This is a genomic window from Streptomyces rimosus subsp. rimosus, from assembly GCF_000720725.1.
GTDB lineage: Bacteria > Actinomycetota > Actinomycetes > Streptomycetales > Streptomycetaceae > Streptomyces > Streptomyces rimosus_A.
On sequence record NZ_JOCQ01000096.1, the window covers coordinates 15,065 to 31,387 of the forward strand.

General features: G+C 72.1%; 16 protein-coding genes. 10 read left to right on the plus strand and 6 right to left on the minus strand.

Annotation, left to right across the window (positions count from 1 at the left end; translation table 11 throughout):
- Nucleotides 1-90: 90 nt before the first annotated feature.
- On the plus strand, nucleotides 91-1,194 hold the full coding sequence (locus IH45_RS0133965; RefSeq protein ID WP_030677588.1) for a Gfo/Idh/MocA family protein: 1,104 nt from the start codon (nucleotides 91-93) through the stop codon (nucleotides 1,192-1,194).
- Nucleotides 1,195-1,234: 40 nt separating this feature from the next.
- On the opposite strand, the gene IH45_RS0133970 is transcribed toward IH45_RS0133965, so the two are convergent.
- Nucleotides 1,235-1,702 carry an RICIN domain-containing protein gene (locus IH45_RS0133970; RefSeq protein ID WP_030677590.1) on the minus strand — a complete coding sequence of 156 codons (468 nt, stop codon included), beginning with the start codon at nucleotides 1,700-1,702 and terminating at the stop codon, nucleotides 1,235-1,237.
- Between the two features lie 448 nt (nucleotides 1,703-2,150).
- Nucleotides 2,151-3,293 (minus strand): FAD-dependent monooxygenase, encoded by a 1,143-nt coding sequence (locus tag IH45_RS0133975; protein WP_030677592.1) that lies wholly within the window; start codon nucleotides 3,291-3,293, stop codon nucleotides 2,151-2,153.
- 194 nt (nucleotides 3,294-3,487) lie between these two features.
- Here IH45_RS0133975 and IH45_RS0133980 point away from each other — a divergent pair, with 194 nt between their 5' ends.
- Complete coding sequence (locus IH45_RS0133980; RefSeq protein ID WP_030677594.1) at nucleotides 3,488-4,453, plus strand: TetR/AcrR family transcriptional regulator C-terminal domain-containing protein; 966 nt, start codon at nucleotides 3,488-3,490, stop codon at nucleotides 4,451-4,453.
- Here IH45_RS0133980 and IH45_RS0133985 read toward each other — a convergent pair.
- Nucleotides 4,443-4,973 carry a methylated-DNA--[protein]-cysteine S-methyltransferase gene (locus IH45_RS0133985; protein WP_030677597.1) on the minus strand — a complete coding sequence of 177 codons (531 nt, stop codon included), beginning with the start codon at nucleotides 4,971-4,973 and terminating at the stop codon, nucleotides 4,443-4,445. The genes IH45_RS0133980 and IH45_RS0133985 overlap by 11 nt on opposite strands.
- 455 nt (nucleotides 4,974-5,428) lie before the next feature.
- Here IH45_RS0133985 and IH45_RS0133990 point away from each other — a divergent pair, with 455 nt between their 5' ends.
- On the plus strand, nucleotides 5,429-6,376 hold the full coding sequence (locus IH45_RS0133990; RefSeq protein ID WP_030677600.1) for a DUF1444 domain-containing protein: 948 nt from the start codon (nucleotides 5,429-5,431) through the stop codon (nucleotides 6,374-6,376).
- A gap of 199 nt (nucleotides 6,377-6,575) precedes the next feature.
- Here IH45_RS0133990 and IH45_RS0133995 read toward each other — a convergent pair whose 3' ends face one another.
- The gene (locus tag IH45_RS0133995; RefSeq protein WP_030677603.1) at nucleotides 6,576-6,992 is read right to left on the minus strand and encodes a DUF779 domain-containing protein; all 417 of its coding nucleotides are present in this window, start codon (nucleotides 6,990-6,992) and stop codon (nucleotides 6,576-6,578) included.
- Between the two features lie 85 nt (nucleotides 6,993-7,077).
- Nucleotides 7,078-7,857, minus strand: coding sequence for an SDR family NAD(P)-dependent oxidoreductase (locus tag IH45_RS0134000; RefSeq protein ID WP_030677605.1), 780 nt, complete (start codon nucleotides 7,855-7,857; stop codon nucleotides 7,078-7,080).
- Nucleotides 7,858-8,637: 780 nt separating this feature from the next.
- On the opposite strand from IH45_RS0134000, the gene IH45_RS0134005 reads away from it, so the two are divergent.
- The 7 genes from IH45_RS0134005 to IH45_RS1000000145565 all read left to right on the plus strand — a co-directional run bounded on the left by IH45_RS0134005 (nucleotide 8,638) and on the right by IH45_RS1000000145565 (nucleotide 15,608).
- Nucleotides 8,638-9,867 carry a cytochrome P450 gene (locus tag IH45_RS0134005; protein ID WP_030677606.1) on the plus strand — a complete coding sequence of 410 codons (1,230 nt, stop codon included), beginning with the start codon at nucleotides 8,638-8,640 and terminating at the stop codon, nucleotides 9,865-9,867.
- Nucleotides 9,868-9,916: 49 nt separating this feature from the next.
- The gene (locus IH45_RS0134010; protein ID WP_030677608.1) at nucleotides 9,917-11,131 is read left to right on the plus strand and encodes a cytochrome P450; all 1,215 of its coding nucleotides are present in this window, start codon (nucleotides 9,917-9,919) and stop codon (nucleotides 11,129-11,131) included.
- A gap of 140 nt (nucleotides 11,132-11,271) precedes the next feature.
- Complete coding sequence (locus tag IH45_RS0134015; protein WP_030677610.1) at nucleotides 11,272-11,829, plus strand: PadR family transcriptional regulator; 558 nt, start codon at nucleotides 11,272-11,274, stop codon at nucleotides 11,827-11,829.
- A 100-nt stretch (nucleotides 11,830-11,929) separates the two neighbouring features.
- Entirely contained in the window at nucleotides 11,930-13,651 is a 1,722-nt protein-coding gene (locus IH45_RS0134020; protein WP_030677612.1) for an acyl-CoA dehydrogenase family protein, read from the plus strand.
- A 158-nt stretch (nucleotides 13,652-13,809) separates the two neighbouring features.
- The gene (locus IH45_RS0134025; RefSeq protein WP_030677614.1) at nucleotides 13,810-14,121 is read left to right on the plus strand and encodes a hypothetical protein; all 312 of its coding nucleotides are present in this window, start codon (nucleotides 13,810-13,812) and stop codon (nucleotides 14,119-14,121) included.
- A 202-nt stretch (nucleotides 14,122-14,323) separates the two neighbouring features.
- Nucleotides 14,324-14,710, plus strand: a complete 387-nt coding sequence (locus tag IH45_RS0134030) for an SH3 domain-containing protein (RefSeq protein WP_234440778.1) — start codon at nucleotides 14,324-14,326, stop codon at nucleotides 14,708-14,710.
- 499 nt (nucleotides 14,711-15,209) lie between these two features.
- Nucleotides 15,210-15,608: an STAS domain-containing protein gene (locus IH45_RS1000000145565; RefSeq protein WP_063763079.1), complete on the plus strand. Its 399-nt coding sequence runs from the start codon at nucleotides 15,210-15,212 to the stop codon at nucleotides 15,606-15,608.
- A 50-nt stretch (nucleotides 15,609-15,658) separates the two neighbouring features.
- Here the strand turns inward: IH45_RS1000000145565 and IH45_RS0134040 are convergent, their stop codons facing one another.
- Entirely contained in the window at nucleotides 15,659-16,072 is a 414-nt protein-coding gene (locus tag IH45_RS0134040; RefSeq protein ID WP_032918794.1) for an STAS domain-containing protein, read from the minus strand.
- Between the last annotated feature and the right edge of the window lie 251 nt (nucleotides 16,073-16,323).

Here is a 16,323-nt window from a genome sequence, read left to right on the forward strand (position 1 = left end):
AACATGGGCTACTGTCGTGATCACTGCTCGCCCCGGCACGGCAGACGGCACGCCGCCGCGCCACCCACCACCCGCCGAAAGGACTCCGCCATGCCTCCCCGTACCCCCTCCGCCCCCATCGGCGTCGGCATCATCGGCCTCAGCGCCTCCGGCGGCTGGGCCGCCCGCGCCCACGTGCCCGCGCTCGCCGCCGTACCCGGGTTCGAGGTCCGCGCCCTGTCCGCCAGCACGCCGGAGTCGGCCCGGGCCGCGGGGGAGAAGTACGGCATCCCGCTGGCCTTCGGCAGTGCCGAAGAACTCGTACGGCGCGACGAGGTGGATCTCGTGGTCGTCACCGTCAAGGTCCCGCACCACCGTGAACTGGCCCTGACCGCCCTCGAAGCCGGCAAGATGGTGCTCAGCGAATGGCCGCTGGGCAACGGCCTCGCGGAGGCCGAGGAACTGGCCGCCGTCGCCGAGGCCAAGGGCGTCCGCACCTTCGTCGGCCTCCAGGCCCGCTCCGCGCCCCAGATCCGGTATGTACGGGACCTGATCGCCGACGGGTACGTGGGCGAGGTCCTGTCCACCAGCGTCATCGCCTCGGGCCGCCGCTGGGGAGCGGAGTTCGAGCCGGGCGCCGAATACCTCCTCGACCGCACCAACGGCGCCTCTATGCTCACCATCCCCTTCGGCCACACCATCGACGCCGTGACCATGGCACTCGGCGAGTTCACCGACCTCGACGCCACCCTGGCGACCCGCCGCCCGAAGGTGTGCAACGAGGTGACCGGGGAGCCGGCCCGGACGGACGTGCCGGACCAGATCGCCGTCAGCGGCGTACTCGAAGGCGGCGCGGTGGCCTCGGTCCACTTCCGTGGCGGCCTGTCCCGCGCCACCAACTTCCACTGGGAGATCAACGGCACCGACGGCGATCTGCTGCTCACCGGGGACTCCGGCCACCTGCAGTTCGGCCAGGTGACCGTGCACGGCGCCCGCGGGAGGGACACCGCGCTCACCGAACTGCCGGTCCCCGCCGTGTACTCCACGCTGCCCGCGCTCGCCGGCCGTGGCACGGAGATGGCGTACACCGTGGCCCATGCCTACGAGCAGATCCGCGCCGACCTCGCGAACGGCACCCGCCACGCACCGGACTTCGCCCACGCCGTACGCCGCCACCGGCTGCTCGACCGCATCGAGCGCGCCGCCGGGTTCTGAGGGCGGGCCGGGCGGCCCCGGACGTGGGGAGTGCGGCAGGTCAGCGGCTCTCCAGCCGCCACCACTGACCCGCGCGGTCCCGGTCCTCCCACTGCTGGACGTTGGCCCCCGGCTCCGTGCCGTCGTCCGCGACCTCCAGCAGCAGACCGCTGGCGTAGTTGGTCAGCGTGAAGGTGCCGGGCGCGTCCACGTGCTGCTCCAGCAGCCACTCCTGCGCGCCGTAGTTGTTGGCCTTCCACTGTTGGACGTTGGCCCCGTTCTCGGTGGAGGCGCCGGTGACGTCCAGGCGCTTGCCGCTGCCCACGTTGGTCAGATGCCGCAGCCCGCTGCCCGGGTGCACCTCGGTGATCCGCCACAGCTGCCCCGGTGAGCCGTCGTCCTTCCCCTGCCGCACATTCGCCCCACTGCCCTTGCGGCCGTCCTCGACCTCCAGCAGCAGCCCGCTGCCCACATTGCGCAGCGCATACGTCCCCTCGCCCACCGCCGCAAGTCCCTCCGTGCCACTCACGCCCCGCCCCTTCGCCCGTCGTGGCGACCCATCGCCATCGAGTTCGCTCAAGTGTACGAAAACGGCTGCGGCAGCCGCGCCCGATGTGCCGGGAGACGAGTGGTGTGGCGATGCGCGCCGGGGTTCCGGGGCCCATGGGGAAGCCGCTCGAAAACGGTCATGGTGCAGCCCCTGCGTTGACTGGCTCCGAGCCAATATACTCGGCAGGGCTTCGGGAGCTCGTCCCCGCGCGGGACGGGCGCCGGTCGCGGCTGCCCGGGGCGGGTGATGCGGGGGATCGCCCGACCCGGGCCGGCCACCATCCGGCCGCTCCTCCCGGCCCGCGTACGCGGGTGGTGGGGGGAAGGGAGGAGCGGCAGGCGGAACGGCGCCGGGTCTGGGGGGCTTGGCGCCGTTTTCCCTTGCCGGAAAAGCGGCCGGAAAAGCGGCGGCCCGTGCTGTGGCGTTGTCACCCGTCGAGTGCGATCGCGTTCTTCGCCGAGTCGAGGGCCGCCTCCCCGGCAGCACCGGCCATGTGCTCCGTGGCCAGAGCCTGGTTGCGGGCCACGAACGGCCGCATCCGCCGCTCGTAGCGGGCGAACGCCGCGCCGTGCCCGCCGTCCGCCCGGCCCAGTTCCGCCGCCAGGACGTACGCGCCCACCAGTGCGAGGCTGGTCCCCTGGCCGGACAGCGGCGAAGCGCAATACCCCGCGTCGCCGACCAGCGCGACCCTGCCGTCCGTCCAGCGGTCCAGGTGAACCTGGGCCATCGCGTCACAGTGGAAGTCCGGCGCCTCGCGCATGGCCTTCAGCAGGCGGGGCGTCTCCCAGCCCAGATGGGCCAGCCGCTCGGTCATGACCGCCTTCTGCCGGCCGGTGTCCCGGTGGTCGAGCCCGATGGGCTCCGACCGGAACCCGAGGGTGGCCCTGATCTCGGTATTGCCGCGCGCCGGATAGACGCACAGGCTCGCGCGGCCGTCGTCCTGGACCCATACCTGCCAGTCCTCCAGGCCGAGGAAGTTGTCCGCCGCGAACACGGCGACGTACGCCCCGAGATGACGGACGCACCGCTCCTCGGGTCCGAAGACCAGGGCGCGCACCTTCGAGTGCAGCCCGTCCGCCCCGACGACCAGGTCGAAGTCCCGCGGCTCGGCGTGTTCGAAGGTGACGCCGACGCCCTCCGTGTGCTGGTCGAGGGTGGCGATGGAGTCCCCGAAGAGGTACTCGACGCCGTCCCGTGCCCGCTCGTACAGCAGGCCCGTCAGATCGTCGCGGAGCAGCTCGATGTCGTCGCCGTCCAGCCGGCCGCCGCTGAGCGTCATCTCCGTCGAGCGCCACAGCTCGTTGCCGTCCGCGTCGAGCATCGACATCCCGCGCATCCGGGTACGCGACGCGCGTGCTGCCGCCAGCAGGTCCATCCGGTCCAGGACGCCGAGCGCCGCGCCGCGCACGTCGATCGCCTGCCCGCCCGGCCGTACGGCCGGAGCCCGCTCGACCACCGTCGGCGCGTGGCCGCGGCGGCGCAGCCAGTGGGCGAGAGCGAGCCCGGCGACGCTCGCGCCGGATATGAGCACGGTCCGGGTGTGCGCCGGACGCGGGAAAACGGTCTGCATCGCAACTCCTCTGTACGGTGTACGCGCTGAATGTACGCCGTACGCACCGCCCCGCCAAGTTCCCTCAGTACGCCTGTAGTTATTGCTGCACTAGCTCAGAGCCAGCCGCTCACGCCCTCCTTCCTGCTAGTGTCTGTACTAGTACAGTTTGCGTGTGCAGCCGCGCATACGGCCGCGTATGGAGGAACACACCGGTGACCGCACACCGCACCCCGCCCTACCAGCGCATCGTCAACGACATCCGGCGACGCATCGCGGAGGGTGAGCTGACCCCGGGGGACCGGATCCCGTCGACCCGGCAGATCGCCCGGGAATGGAACGTCGCCCTCGCCACCGCGACCAAGGCGCTGACCGCCCTGCGGCAAGAGGGGGCGGTGCGCACCCAAGCGCGTGTCGGCGCCGTGGTGGCGCCCGCCCGAGGGCGCCCCGGCGTGGCCCGGCGTGTCGGCGAAGTGCCCGGCCCGGAGCGCGAGTTGAGCCGTGACGGTGTGGTGCGTGCGGCCATCGCCATCGCCGACGCGGAAGGCCTCGCAGCGCTGTCCATGCGGAGCGTCGCCGCGCGCCTGGGCACCGCCGCGATGTCGCCGTACCGCTACGTGAACGGCAAGGACGACCTGGTGCTGCTGATGGCCGACACGGCGCTCGGGGAACTGTCACGTCCGGCCGAGGACCCGGTCGGTTGGCGGGCCCGGCTGGAGGCCGGCGCCCGGGCGTTGTGGGCGCTGCACCGGGCGCATCCCTGGCTGGCCCAGACCGGGCCGCTCACCAGGCCGCTGCTGCTGCCCAACATGCTCGCCTACTCCGAGTGGATGCTCAGCGCCCTCGACGGGCACGGCCTCGACCCGGCGGCCATGCTCGACTTCAACGTGCTGCTGTACGGGCATGTGCAGGGCCTGGCCGTCCACCTGGAGCGCGAGGCGCAGGCCCGGGGCGCCACGGGGCTGTCGGACCAGCAGTGGCTCGACACCCAGACCTCCGCCCTCACCCGGCTGATCGCTTCCGGCGCCTACCCGACCTTCGCGCGGGTCGTCGAGAGCTGCGGTGCGGCCGGGTACGACCTGGACCTCGACGCCCTCTTCGAACTCGGGCTGCGGTCGCTCCTCGACGGCCTGTCGGCGCTCATCGACGGCGGCCGGACCGAACCCCGGCTCACCCCGTGAGAGTCCCCGTCACGCATGCCGCGCCCTCAAGGCGCAGCAGTTGTTCCTTGCGGTGCAGGCCGCCCGCGTATCCGGTGAGGGTGCCGTTGGCGCCGATGACGCGGTGGCAGGGGCGGACGACCAGGAGGGGGTTGCGGCCGATGGCGGTGCCGACGGCGCGGACCGCGGCGCGTGGGGCGCCGATTCGGGTCGCGATGTCGCCGTAGGTGAAGGTCTCGCCGTACGGAATGGCCTCCAGGGCCTGCCAGACGCGCTGCTGGAAGGGGGTGCCGCCCGGGACGTACTCGATGTCGAAGCGGGTGCGCCCGCCCTCGAAGTAGGCGGTCAGCTGGGCGGCGATCTCCGTGAAGGCCGCGGGGGCGCGGGTCCGGCCGGACGGGACCGTGGCGCCGCCCTTCTGGTCCGGTACGGACAGGGAGGCCAGCGCCGTGCCGCCCGGCGCGGTGGCGGACGGCTCACCCACCAGCAGCAGGTCGCCGAGCGGGCTGGCGAGTGTGGTGTGGACCGTCGTGGCCGTCATGGTCCGGCCCCTTTCTCTGTGCTCTCGTGCCGTTCACCGGCTCATCCGTCACCTCCACTGTGCGGCCGCGCGGGCGCCGCGGCTGGCGGGAATCGGACGTCGTAATCCCGCCGGTGGGCGGGCGGCGCCGGGGCGCGGGAGCCGGTTGCGCCGGTGCGGCGGGAGGCGCGGCAGGGCGTACGGCCCATCGGTGAGCGGCGCGCCGGTGCGCCGGGTCCCGCAGTGTACCGAGGTACCGCCCCGAGACGCCGCCCGCGCCCGCCCGCCTTCCGTTTCCGCTGCTCGCGGGCGCCATGACCGGCCACCGTCGTGGGCAGGATGACCAGGGAGGACTCCGGCCGGCCGGGCCGCGGCGCGCCAGGGGAGGCCGGACGCGACCGGGCGGGGGACCGGTCGAGGGGCTCCGGCGCACCCGTTACGATCGGCGGCATCGTGGCCGTCGCCGGGAGGAAGAGATGGGCCTGTTCCGCCGAGGACCGAAGCGGGATCCGCGCGAAGCCCCGCGCGACGGGGAGTTCTCCTTCTTCTCCGAGCGGGAGGGCGGCGTTTTCCGGTCACAGGTCCGGCAGGCGTTCGCCGAGCGCGGCCTGGAGGTCACGGTGTACGCCGGGGTGGTCGCCGATGCCGCCGGCCGGCAGTTCGGGCTCGGCAACCTCGCCGCGGTCTGCCACCGCGACCGGCGCGGCGAGCGGGTCTGGGCCGCCATGATCCGCGACCACGTGGGCAAGGTGCTGCGCACGATGGACGGGCCGCAGCCGATGGAGACCCTGTCGGAGGACGAGATCCGGGCCCGCCTGTTCCCGCGGGTGGTCGCCGAGGAGACGCTGCCGCCCGCGGACTCCTTCCGGTACGGGCGCTCGCCCGCCCCCGGGCTGCGCGAGGTGCTCGCCCTGGACCTGCCCGAGGCCGTGCAGATGCTCAGCGAGGACTCGCTGACGGACCTCGGCGAGGTGGCCGAGCTGCGGATCAGGGCGCTGAACAACCTGCGCGCGCTGCCGGTCGAGGGCCACGAGACGGTACGGCGCGGCGACGGCTCGTCGTTCGAGGTGGTGCTGGGCGACTCGTTCTTCACCGCCAGCCGGGTGCTGGTCCTGGAGGACCTGGTGCGGCGGATCATGGGGACGCCGCTGACCGCGGACGGTGCGCTGGTCGCCCTTCCCTTCCGCCACCAGCTGGCCTTCCATCCCATCCACGACTCGCAGGTGGTGCCGGCCCTCCAGGCGATGGCGCAGTTCGCCGCGGCCGGCCACGAGGACGCGGCGGGGGCGATCAGCCCGAACGTGTTCTGGTGGCGGCGCGGCGAGATGACGCGGCTGAGCGAGCCGGACGGCGACGGGCTGCGGGTGGTCGTGGACGTGGAGTTCCAGGACATGCTGGAGCGGCTGGTGGACGACGAGGCGTGAGGACCGGGGAGGGGCGTGAGGTGGCCGGGGCCGGGCTTCCGGAGAGCGGTGCCGCGCGCTCGCGGAAAAATATTCGGGAAATTCCGCCCCGGTGGGGAACCCCAAGCCCCCTCCGCTCGTTCAACTAGGTGAGGCCCCGCGTCATCCCCCGTGCGCGGGGCCTCACCAGCTGCGCGGGCCACGCGCCCCGGCTGCTTCCTCAGTCGCCCAGCCGCGCCCGCTCCTCCTCGGTGAACAGCCGCGAGCGGATCAGGAAACGCACACCCTCCGGCGCTTCGAGCGAGAAGCCCCCACCGCGCCCCGGCACGACATCCACCGTCAGGTGGGTGTGCCGCCAGCGCGCGAACTGGTCCGCCGACATCCAGAAGTCCACCGCCTCCGCGACACCGTCCACGGACAGCCGTCCGAGCAGCACGTCCGACGCGCCCGTACGGAACTCGCCCGCCTGATAGCACATCGGCGAGCTGCCGTCGCAGCAGCCGCCCGACTGGTGGAACATCAGCGGACCGTGCGCGGCGCGCAGCGTACGGATCAGCTCCTCGGCCGCCGGGGTGAGCGCGATGCGCTCGGCGACGTGCTCCGGGGCATTGGCGTTCGTGGTGCCCATGGCGTCCATCAGGAGGGTCCCGCCTTCCCGGACGTGCGGCTGCTCATGTGCCACTCCTTTGCCGTCGGCCGTGCTCCTCACCGTACGCGCCGGGTCAGTGGACGGACAGGCCGCCGTCCACGAACAGCGACTGCCCGGTGACGTACGCCGAGGCGCGGCTCGCCAGGAAGACCGCGGCGCCCGCGAAGTCCCCGGCCAGGCCGTTGCGGCCGACCATGGTGCGGGCGGCCAGCGCCGACACCTTCTCCGGGTCGGACGACAGATGGGCGTTCAGCGGCGTCGGGACGAAGCCGGGCACGAGGGTGTTGCTGGTGACGCCGTACGGGGACCACGCCTCGGCCTGCGAGCGGGCCAGCGACTCCAGCCCGCCCTTGGACACCCCGTACGCGCCGCTCCGGACGAATGCCCGGTGCGCCTGCTGGGACGTGACGTGGATGATCCGTCCGAAGCCCCGCTCGGCCATGCCGGGGCCGAACCGCTGCCCGAGCACGAACGGCGCCTCCAGGTTCACCGCCATCGTGGTGTCCCACACCGCGTCGTCCAGCTCGCTCATCGGCGGCCGCAGGTTCACCCCGGCGGAGTTGACGAGGATGTCGGGCTCGCCGAAGATTCCGGCCGCCTCCTCGGCCGCCGCGCGCGTGGCCTCCCGGGTGCCGAGGTCGGCGCTCACCCAGGCCGCGCGGCAGCCGTCGGCCGTCAACTCATCGGCACTCTCGGCGAGTTCCGCCTCTCTGCGCGCCACGATCACGACGCTCGCGCCGGAGCGGGCGAGGGCGCCGGCGATACCCCGGCCGATGCCGGAGCTGCCGCCGGTCACCACGGCGACCAGTCCGTCCAGCGAGAACAGGGACGAGAGATAGCTTTCCGAAGTCATTGCCGCACCCTAGACGGCAGGCCGCGGACCGGAGCATCCGGGGTGGTGCGGCACGCTCATCGGATCAGGCGTGGGCCGCTCACCGGTCGCCGGACGGGAGACGCATACGGCCCGGCATTTACCAGAGTATCCCGAGCGGTGAATTCCCGCCCCGACGGCCGGTGGCCGACAGCCGACGCGTGAACGGAACGGGAAAAATAACCAGTTGGACGCCACTGATGACCCATCCGTGCCGTCCAACTGGTTGTGGTTGACCCGGTACCCGGGCAATCGCAGAGTGGAGCGACCGATCCCGAAATCACGGAACTTCCCGGCCGCTCCGCCGGTTTATCAATTCCTTATTCATGGCCGGAGCTCGTCCGGGGGCGCTGTACGGGCGCGTCGTACCGGCAGCCGCGCGCTGCCGGCCGAAGGGGGAAGGATGAACGGTCAGATGTATTCGAGCCCGCCTTTTCCTGGCCACGGAAAAGGCGCACAGCAGAGCGCCCTGAACGCACACGCTTCGCATCGGCCCTATGGCACCGCCCCCACCGCTGTCCGCGCCATTTCCCTCACCTTTGCCCGTGTCCTTTCCTCCTCCACCCCCACCTCCCCGGTAAGTCCTGTTCGAGTCCTGCCCCGCCCGTATACCGCGGGCCGAACCGACTCGGCGCCGGCCAACGGCCTCCCTCCGTCCGGGGCCGGCGCCGTCCACGAGGTGAGCGGCCACCTCGTACCCGCCGCCGTCGCCGCGCTCTGACAGGGCGGCGGCCCGCAGCCGACGGAGAAAGGAATGCCGCGATGACGCAGCCGGACACCAGGACGAACCAGCCGGACGCCCCGACGGCCCGGCCCGAGCAGACGCCCGCCCACCTCCGGCGGGACCGTTTCGACCCGGTCCCCGAACTCCGGCGGCAGGTACGGGAGGCGCCGGTCGTGGCGGCCGACGTCGCCTTCGGGCTCTTCGGCCGGGTGAAGTGGGTGGTCACCGGCGAGGCCGAGGTACGGGAGGTACTGGGCGACCTGAAACGTTTCAGCTCCCGGCTGCCCGACGAGGAGGGGGACACCACCGGGACCCGCGCCGCACCGGGCAACCTCCTGCAGTGCGACCCGCCCGACCACACCCGCCTCCGGCGCATGGTGGCACCGGAGTTCACGGCGCGGCGGACGCGGCGGCTGGAGCCGCGCATCACCGAGGCCGTCGAGGAGTGCCTGGACACCATGGAGCGCGTCGGGCCGCCGGCCGACTTCATGCGGAACTTCGCCTGGCCCGTGGCGGGGCTGATCACCTGCGAGCTGCTGGGCATCCCCCGGGACGACCGCGCGGAACTGTCCCGCTACCTCGACATCGCCCAGGACGAATCCGCGCCCCGGGACCTGCAGACGGCCGTCGGCAAGGCGTACTGGGCGTACATGGTGCGGCTCGCCAAGCGGCAGCGCCGCAGCCCCGGCGACGGACTCTTCGGCCATGTGGTGCGCGAGCACGGCGCGGACATCAGCGACGACGAACTCGCCGGTGTCGGCGCTACCTTCGTCTCCGACGGCTTCCTCCAGGTCTCCAGCATGCTGGGGCTGGGCGCGCTGGCACTGCTGGACCACCCTGACCAGCTCCGGCTGCTGCGGGAGCGGCCGGAGCTGATCGACCGGGCGGTGGAAGAGCTGCTGCGCTACGTCACCGTCATCCACACCGTCTCGCCCCGCACCGCCCTGGAGGACATGACCATCGGGGACCAGGTGATCAAGGCGGGCGAGATGGTGGCGTGCTCGCTGTTCGCCGTCAACCGGGCGCAGGACGGGCGCGCGGCGGACGCCTTCGACATCACCCGCGAGTCCGCCCCGCACATGGCCTTCGGCCACGGCATGCACCACTGCGTCGCCGCACCGCTGGTCAAGCTGGAGATGCGCATCGCCTACCCGGCGCTGCTGCGCCGGTTCCCCGCGCTGCGGCCGGCGGTGGCGCCGGACGGAATCCGCTTCCGCTCCGCGCAGACGCGGCAGTTCAGCCTGGACGCGCTGCCCGTCGGCTGGTGAGGGGACCCGGCTGCGGACGGTCCCGGCCGGTGACGATCGAGGAGACGACATGCCGCAGGACACCTCGCGCCGGTTCGAACGAGCGCCCAGGGCCGCCTTCGGGCCCGATGCCCACACCCGCGAGCTGCACGGGAAAGCACCGGTCAGCAAGGTCGAGATGGGTCCGATCCCCGACTCGGACGCCGGCCGTGCCACGGTCTGGATGGTCACCGGCTACCACGAGGTACGCCAGGTCCTCGGCGACCACGTACGGTTCGCCAACGGCTTCGCCTCCGGCCCGGTGTACGGGACCGCGAGCCGCTTCCGGCCGCCGGAGGTCGTCGGGCACCTGATGGACTACGACCCGCCCGAGCACACCCGGCTGCGCCGGATGCTGACCCCGGCGTTCACGGTCCGGCGGATGCGGCAGCTGGAGCCCCGTATCGAAGAGGTCGTGGCCCGGTGCCTGGACGGCGTGGCGAAGGCCGGGCAGCCCGCCGACCTGGTGGAGCGGTTCGCCCGCCCGGTCTCGGGCGAGGCGCTGTGCGAACTGCTCGGGGTGCCGCGCGACGACCGTACGGACTTCGTCCGCCGCGTCCAGTGGCAGCTGGAACAGGACCGGCCGCGCAGGCAGCGGGCCGACGCGGGCGAGTCGTACCTGCGCTACCTGGGCGCGATGGTGCGCCGCCGGCGCAAGGACCCCGACGACAGCTTCATCGGCACGCTCGTACGCGAACACGGCGACAACATCACCGACGAGGAGCTGCGCGGCGTCTGCGGCCTGATGATGCTCGCGGGCCTCGACAACGTCTCCGGCATGATCAGCCTGGGCATCTTCGTCCTGCTCCGGCACCCGGACCAGCTCGCCGCGCTGCGCGCCGGTCCCGCGTCCGCGGACCGCGTGGTCGACGAGCTGCTGCGCTACCTGTCGGTGGCGCACGCGCCGCAGCGGCGGATCGCCCTGGAGGACGTCACCGTGGCGGGCCAGGTGATCAAGAAGGGCGAGCAGGTCCTGTGCTCCCTCCAGATGGCCAACCGCGACCCGGCCTTCCTCCCGCACCCCGACCGCTTCGACAGCACCCGCACCCCCGCACCCCACGTCGCCTTCGGCCACGGCATCCACCACTGCATCGGCGCCGCGATGTCCAGGATGGAACTGCGCATCGCCTACCGCGCGCTGTGGAGCCGTTTCCCCGGGCTGCGGCTGGCCGCCCCCGTGGAGGACATCGCGTATCGGACCAATGCGGTGGCGGATGGGCTGGTGGAGTTGCCCGTGGTGTGGTGAAAGGCTTTCCGAGGCCTTTACGGGTACGTACGTGCGCCCGGGGCACAGCGGAATCCGCCCCGCCCGCCACCCGGGTGACCCGCGTCTCACCTGCCCGGGGCCGCTTGTCTATGCAACTCGTTGCATAGCAGGATCGGGGCATGGCGCTCGAACACGCGATCCTCGTCTCCCTGCTGGAGAAACCCGGCTCCGGCTACGAGCTGGCCCGGCGGTTCGAGCGGTCCATCGGCTACTTCTGGACCGCCACCCATCAGCAGATCTACCGCGTCCTCAAGCGCATGGAGAGTGACGGCTGGGTGGACGTCCGCGAGGTGCCGCAGCAGGCGCGGCCGGACAAGAAGGAGTACTCCGTCGCCGCCCTCGGCCGCACCGCCCTGTCCGGGTGGCTGCACGAGCCGATCGAGCCCGAGAGCGTACGGCACGACCTCGCGGTGAAGATCCGCGGCGCGGCCTTCGACGACCCGGCCGCGCTGATCCGCGAGGTCGAACGGCACCACCGGACGCACACCGACCGGCTCGCGCACTACCTCGCGGGGGAGCGGCGCGACTTCACGGGCCCCGAAGCACCCGCGGCGCCCGATGCCGGGCAGCAGCTCCAGCACGTCGTCCTGCGCGGCGGCATCGCGTACGAGCGGATGACGATCGCCTGGCTGGAGGACGTGCTCGCCACGCTCCACCGCCTGCGCGGCGAGGGGTGAGGGGCCGGACGCCTGCCCACGCCCGTCCCGTAGCCGTACACCCCAGCCGTACACCCCAGCTTCCTCCCCGACCCTCACCCGACCCCGAAAGGCGCGTCCCATGGCCGACCCGCTGCTCTTCAACCCCCGCACCTACGACCCGGCGCACTTCGACCCCGAAACGCGCAGGCTGCTGCGCGCCACCGTCGACTGGTTCGAGAACCGCGGCAAGCGCAAGCTGATCGAGGACTACCGTTCCCGTGCCTGGCTGGCGGACTTCCTCGCCTTCGCGGGGAAGGAGAAGCTGTTCGCCGCCTTCCTCACCCCGGCCTCCGCCGCCGGGGAGCACCCGGACAAGCGCTGGGACACCGCCCGCATCGCCGCCCTCAACGAGATCTTCGGCTTCTACGGCCTCGACTACTGGTACGCCTGGCAGGTCACCATCCTCGGCCTCGGCCCGGTCTGGCAGAGCGACAACGCCGCCGCCCGCGCCCGTGCGGCCGAACTCCTCGACCAGGGCGAGGTGTTCGCGTTCGGGCTCTCCGAGAAGACGCACGGCGCCGACATCTACAGCACCGACATGCTGCTGGAGCCCGACGGCGACGGCGGCTTCCGCGCGAGCGGCGCCAAGTACTACATCGGCAACGGCAACGCCGCCGGACTCGTCTCCGTCTTCGGCCGCCGCACCGACATCGAGGGCCCGGACGGCTACGTCTTCTTCGCCGCCGACAGCCGTCACCCGGCCTACCACCTGGTGAAGAACGTCGTCGACTCCTCCAAGTACGTCAGCGAGTTCCGCCTCGACGACTATCCCGTCGGGCCGGACGACATCCTGCACACCGGCCGAGCCGCCTTCGACGCCGCGCTCAACACCGTCAACGTCGGCAAGTTCAACCTCTGCACCGCCTCCATAGGCATCTGCGAGCACGCGATGTACGAGGCCGTCACCCACGCCCACAACCGCATCCTGTACGGCCGCCCCGTCACCGCCTTCCCGCACGTGCGCCGCGAGCTGACCGACGCCTACGTACGCCTGGCCGGAATGAAGCTGTTCAGCGACCGCGCCGTGGACTACTTCCGCTCCGCCGGGCCCGACGACCGCCGCTACCTGCTCTTCAACCCGATGACGAAGATGAAGGTGACCACCGAGGGCGAGAAGGTCATCGACCTCATGTGGGACGTCATCGCCGCCAAGGGCTTCGAGAAGGACACCTACTTCGCCCAGGCCGCCACCGAGATCCGGGGGCTGCCGAAGCTGGAGGGCACGGTCCACGTCAACCTCGCGCTGATCCTCAAGTTCATGGGCAATCACCTGCTGAACCCGGCCGCGTACGAGCCCGTGCCCACCCGCCTGGACGCCGCCGACGACGCCTTCCTCTTCCGGCAGGGCCCGGCCCGCGGCCTGGGCTCCGTGCGCTTCCACGACTGGCGCCCCGCCTTCGACGCGTACGCCGCGCTGCCCAACGTCGCGCGCTTCCGCGAACAGGCCGACGCCCTGTGCGAGTTCGTCACCACCGCGGCGCCCGACGAGAAGCAGAGCCGCGACCTCGACCTGCTGCTCGCCGTCGGCCAGCTCTTCGCGCTGGTCGTGCACGGCCAGCTCATCCTGGAGCAGGCCCGCCTGACCGGCCTGGACGAGGACGTCCTGGACGAGCTGTTCGCCGTCCTCGTCCGGGACTTCTCCGCGTACGCCGTCGAACTGCACGGCAAGGACTCCGCGACCGACGCCCAGCAGCGCTGGGCCCTGGGCGCGGTCCGCCGCCCCGTCGTGGACGAGGCCCGTTCCGCCCGGGTCTGGGAGCGTGTGGAGGCGCTGTCCGGGACGTACGAGATGGCTCCGTAGGACCGGAGGGGAGCGGCCCCGCCCGTACGTCGGATACTCGGCGTGGGCGGGGCCGTCATCGTGGGCGGGCTGCCGTCCGGTGGCCGTGCCGGACGGAACCGGGCGTCCGGCACGGCCGGAAGGCCGACGGGCATCCGTGACCAGGGAGGTGGACGATCGTGGCCGAGGCGATCAGAGGGTGGGTTCTGACCCACCGGGCGCGCCCGTTCCTGGAGCTGCTGTCGCGCTATGCCGGGTACGACTTCGACGACACGGACTGGGCCGCCGTCGAGGCCGGCGTGAAGGCGACCGACGCCGCGGACGCCGACGGCTGGTACTCGTACCCCCTCGTCGGCCGCGGCGACACCCTGGAGGTGCGGCTGGCGAACGCCGCCGGCGGCGACGAACTGTCGGTGGTCATCGTGGGGGCGGGGACGTACGAGATGTGTCTGCGGGCCGACACGCTGCTGTCGGCGTTCGCCACGGACTGACGCGGAGGCGCCGTTCGCGGACGGTGCGGGGGCGCGGTGCGGAGGTGTGGCGGGCGCGGTGCGGACCGTGCGTGCGTGCGGGCCTCCAGGGGCTACTTTTGGTCAAAAGTTTCCCCAACCCCGCGTTTCACATGGGTATACGGCATGCTCAGCACTATCCGGGCGGCCGTACAGGGCGCCCGCCGAGCAAGGGGGCTTTCGAGTGACATTGACGAAGCGCGCCAGACTCGCCGCGGCCGTCGCCGCACCGCTCCTCCTGTCGGGTGCCACGCTCACCGTGACGGCGCCCGCGGCCAGTGCCGCGCCCACCGGCGCGGAGGCGTGTACCCACCCCAGCTGGTCGAACAAGTCACCCGGCAAGGGCACGGCCAAGGGTGCCGACGCCAAGGTCCGCACCGGTCCCAGCGAGGACTGCGGGGTCACCGCCACGGTCGGCACTTCCGTCGTGCTCCAGTACCACTGCTGGGTGAAGAACTCCGCGGGCAACAAGTGGACGCACGTCCGCATCGACGGTACGCAGATCAACGGCTGGGTCTACAACGGCAACCTGGACGACGGCGGGTCCGTACACCCGGACAACAAGTGCTGAGAGACGTCTGACCGACGCACACCGGTCCGTCCGTCCGACCGACCGCACGGCCTCGGGAGCGCGCCCGCCTGTACGGACCGCTCCCGAGGCCGCGCGCTGTGCGAAGACAGACGGCTGGTCGCATCGAATCGGCGGGCTGCCTGAGGGGTAGGGGGCGATGCCGGAGGCCGGGCCGCGCGGCATGGCCGGGCCCGGTCGCGGTGCCGCGTCGGGGTGCGATACGGGGGCAGATGACCGTCTGATCCGTCCGTAGTATCACCTGTCGAACCATTGCGCGGAATATTGTCTGTTCGGTTGGAGTGGTGCGATCGAGCCACGATGCCGTGCAGGCGAAAACGGTCATCCAGTGATCGTTAGCAGTCTTTCGCGAAAGTTTCATTGATGCGTGAACCTTCTGCTTCGTCTGCGCGTGTGGGATCCGTAAGCTGCCAGCAGTCCCCGCCGCCGACCCGCCGTCCGGGCCGCGCCACCCGCTGGAGCAGCCGAGGAGTTGACCGCCATGAACACCCGGTGCCCGGAGCGGAGGGAGGGCTGCCGGGTTGTCCGTCCGGTGGGCGAACTCGACCTGGCGACGGCGATGGCGCTCCGCAACGAGCTGAGAGGGAACGATGCTGCACTCTCGGCCTGCGTCGTTGCCGACCTGCGATGCGTGACCTTCATGGACAGCAGCGGGCTGCAGGAGCTGCGGACCGCGCAGACGCGGTGCGAGGCGGTCGGCGGCTGGCTGCGCCTGGTCTACGACCACCGGTCCATCGAGCTGCTGCTGCAACTGACGGGCTTCGCCCAGCAGTTCCCCCGGTACGCAGGCGTCGACGACGCCTGGAACGGCCGCCCCTCGCTGCCCGGTTCCTCCGGTGCCCAGGCGGCCGGCGGCGGGCGACCGGGCGCAGGCGGCTGACCGGGACGAGGTGCCGGGTGCCGCCCACCGGTCGGGTCCGGGCGTTTCGTTCAGGTTCCGGGCCCCGCGCTCACCGGATACGTCGGCGGCCAGGCGGGGCGCTGCGCGACGGGCAGGCTGGCCAGGGCCCGGGTGACGGTGGGGAAGACGGCCAGCACCTCCCTGCTGCCGGTGTTGTCCAGCATCCACAGCACACGGCGGCCCACACCGGCCAGCAGCAGGCGGCCGCCCCGCCGGCTGAGCAGCCAGTGCAGTCCGAGCAGGCAGTTCAGGCCGCGGGAATTGCAGTAGACCAGCGCCGAACAGTCCAGGACCACGTACTGGTAACCGGCGTCCACATGGCCGCCCATCGTCGTACGGAAATACTGTTCCCCGAGGTGGTCGAGGGCCCCGCTGACGCGTACCACCGCGCACGCGTCGCAGTCGGCGACCATGTTGACCAGCAACCCGTCAGCGTGCGGCATGTCGCACCTCCGAGCGGCGTTCGCTCCAACACCCCATGAGCCGGGCAGAACACGCTATCCGTAGGCGGGCAGGGGTGACCAGGCGCGGCCGTCCCGGAGACCGGCCCCTGCGCCACCCCGGGCCGGTGGGCCCGCGGGCCGGGCGTCGCGGCGCACACCGGCGGGGACGTTCCTCAGCCGCCGTGCGGCCGCGTGGCCTTGTACGCGGCGCTCCGGCGGCGGGTGGCGAGGCCGCGGGCGCCGCTGCGGGC

Excerpts from the sequence above, each read along its gene's own strand:
- IH45_RS0133965 (WP_030677588.1), top strand. The coding sequence starts at position 91 with ATGCCTCCCCGTACCCCCTCCGCCCCCATCGGCGTCGGCATCATCGGC.
- IH45_RS0133975 (WP_030677592.1), bottom strand. The coding sequence starts at position 3,293 with ATGCAGACCGTTTTCCCGCGTCCGGCGCACACCCGGACCGTGCTCATA.
- IH45_RS0133985 (WP_030677597.1), bottom strand. The coding sequence starts at position 4,973 with ATGACGGCCACGACGGTCCACACCACACTCGCCAGCCCGCTCGGCGAC.
- IH45_RS0133990 (WP_030677600.1), top strand. The coding sequence starts at position 5,429 with ATGGGCCTGTTCCGCCGAGGACCGAAGCGGGATCCGCGCGAAGCCCCG.
- IH45_RS0133995 (WP_030677603.1), bottom strand. The coding sequence starts at position 6,992 with ATGGACGCCATGGGCACCACGAACGCCAATGCCCCGGAGCACGTCGCC.
- IH45_RS0134000 (WP_030677605.1), bottom strand. The coding sequence starts at position 7,857 with ATGACTTCGGAAAGCTATCTCTCGTCCCTGTTCTCGCTGGACGGACTG.
- IH45_RS0134005 (WP_030677606.1), top strand. The coding sequence starts at position 8,638 with ATGACGCAGCCGGACACCAGGACGAACCAGCCGGACGCCCCGACGGCC.
- IH45_RS0134010 (WP_030677608.1), top strand. The coding sequence starts at position 9,917 with ATGCCGCAGGACACCTCGCGCCGGTTCGAACGAGCGCCCAGGGCCGCC.
- IH45_RS0134015 (WP_030677610.1), top strand. The coding sequence starts at position 11,272 with ATGGCGCTCGAACACGCGATCCTCGTCTCCCTGCTGGAGAAACCCGGC.
- IH45_RS0134020 (WP_030677612.1), top strand. The coding sequence starts at position 11,930 with ATGGCCGACCCGCTGCTCTTCAACCCCCGCACCTACGACCCGGCGCAC.
- IH45_RS1000000145565 (WP_063763079.1), top strand. The coding sequence starts at position 15,210 with ATGAACACCCGGTGCCCGGAGCGGAGGGAGGGCTGCCGGGTTGTCCGT.
- IH45_RS0134040 (WP_032918794.1), bottom strand. The coding sequence starts at position 16,072 with ATGCCGCACGCTGACGGGTTGCTGGTCAACATGGTCGCCGACTGCGAC.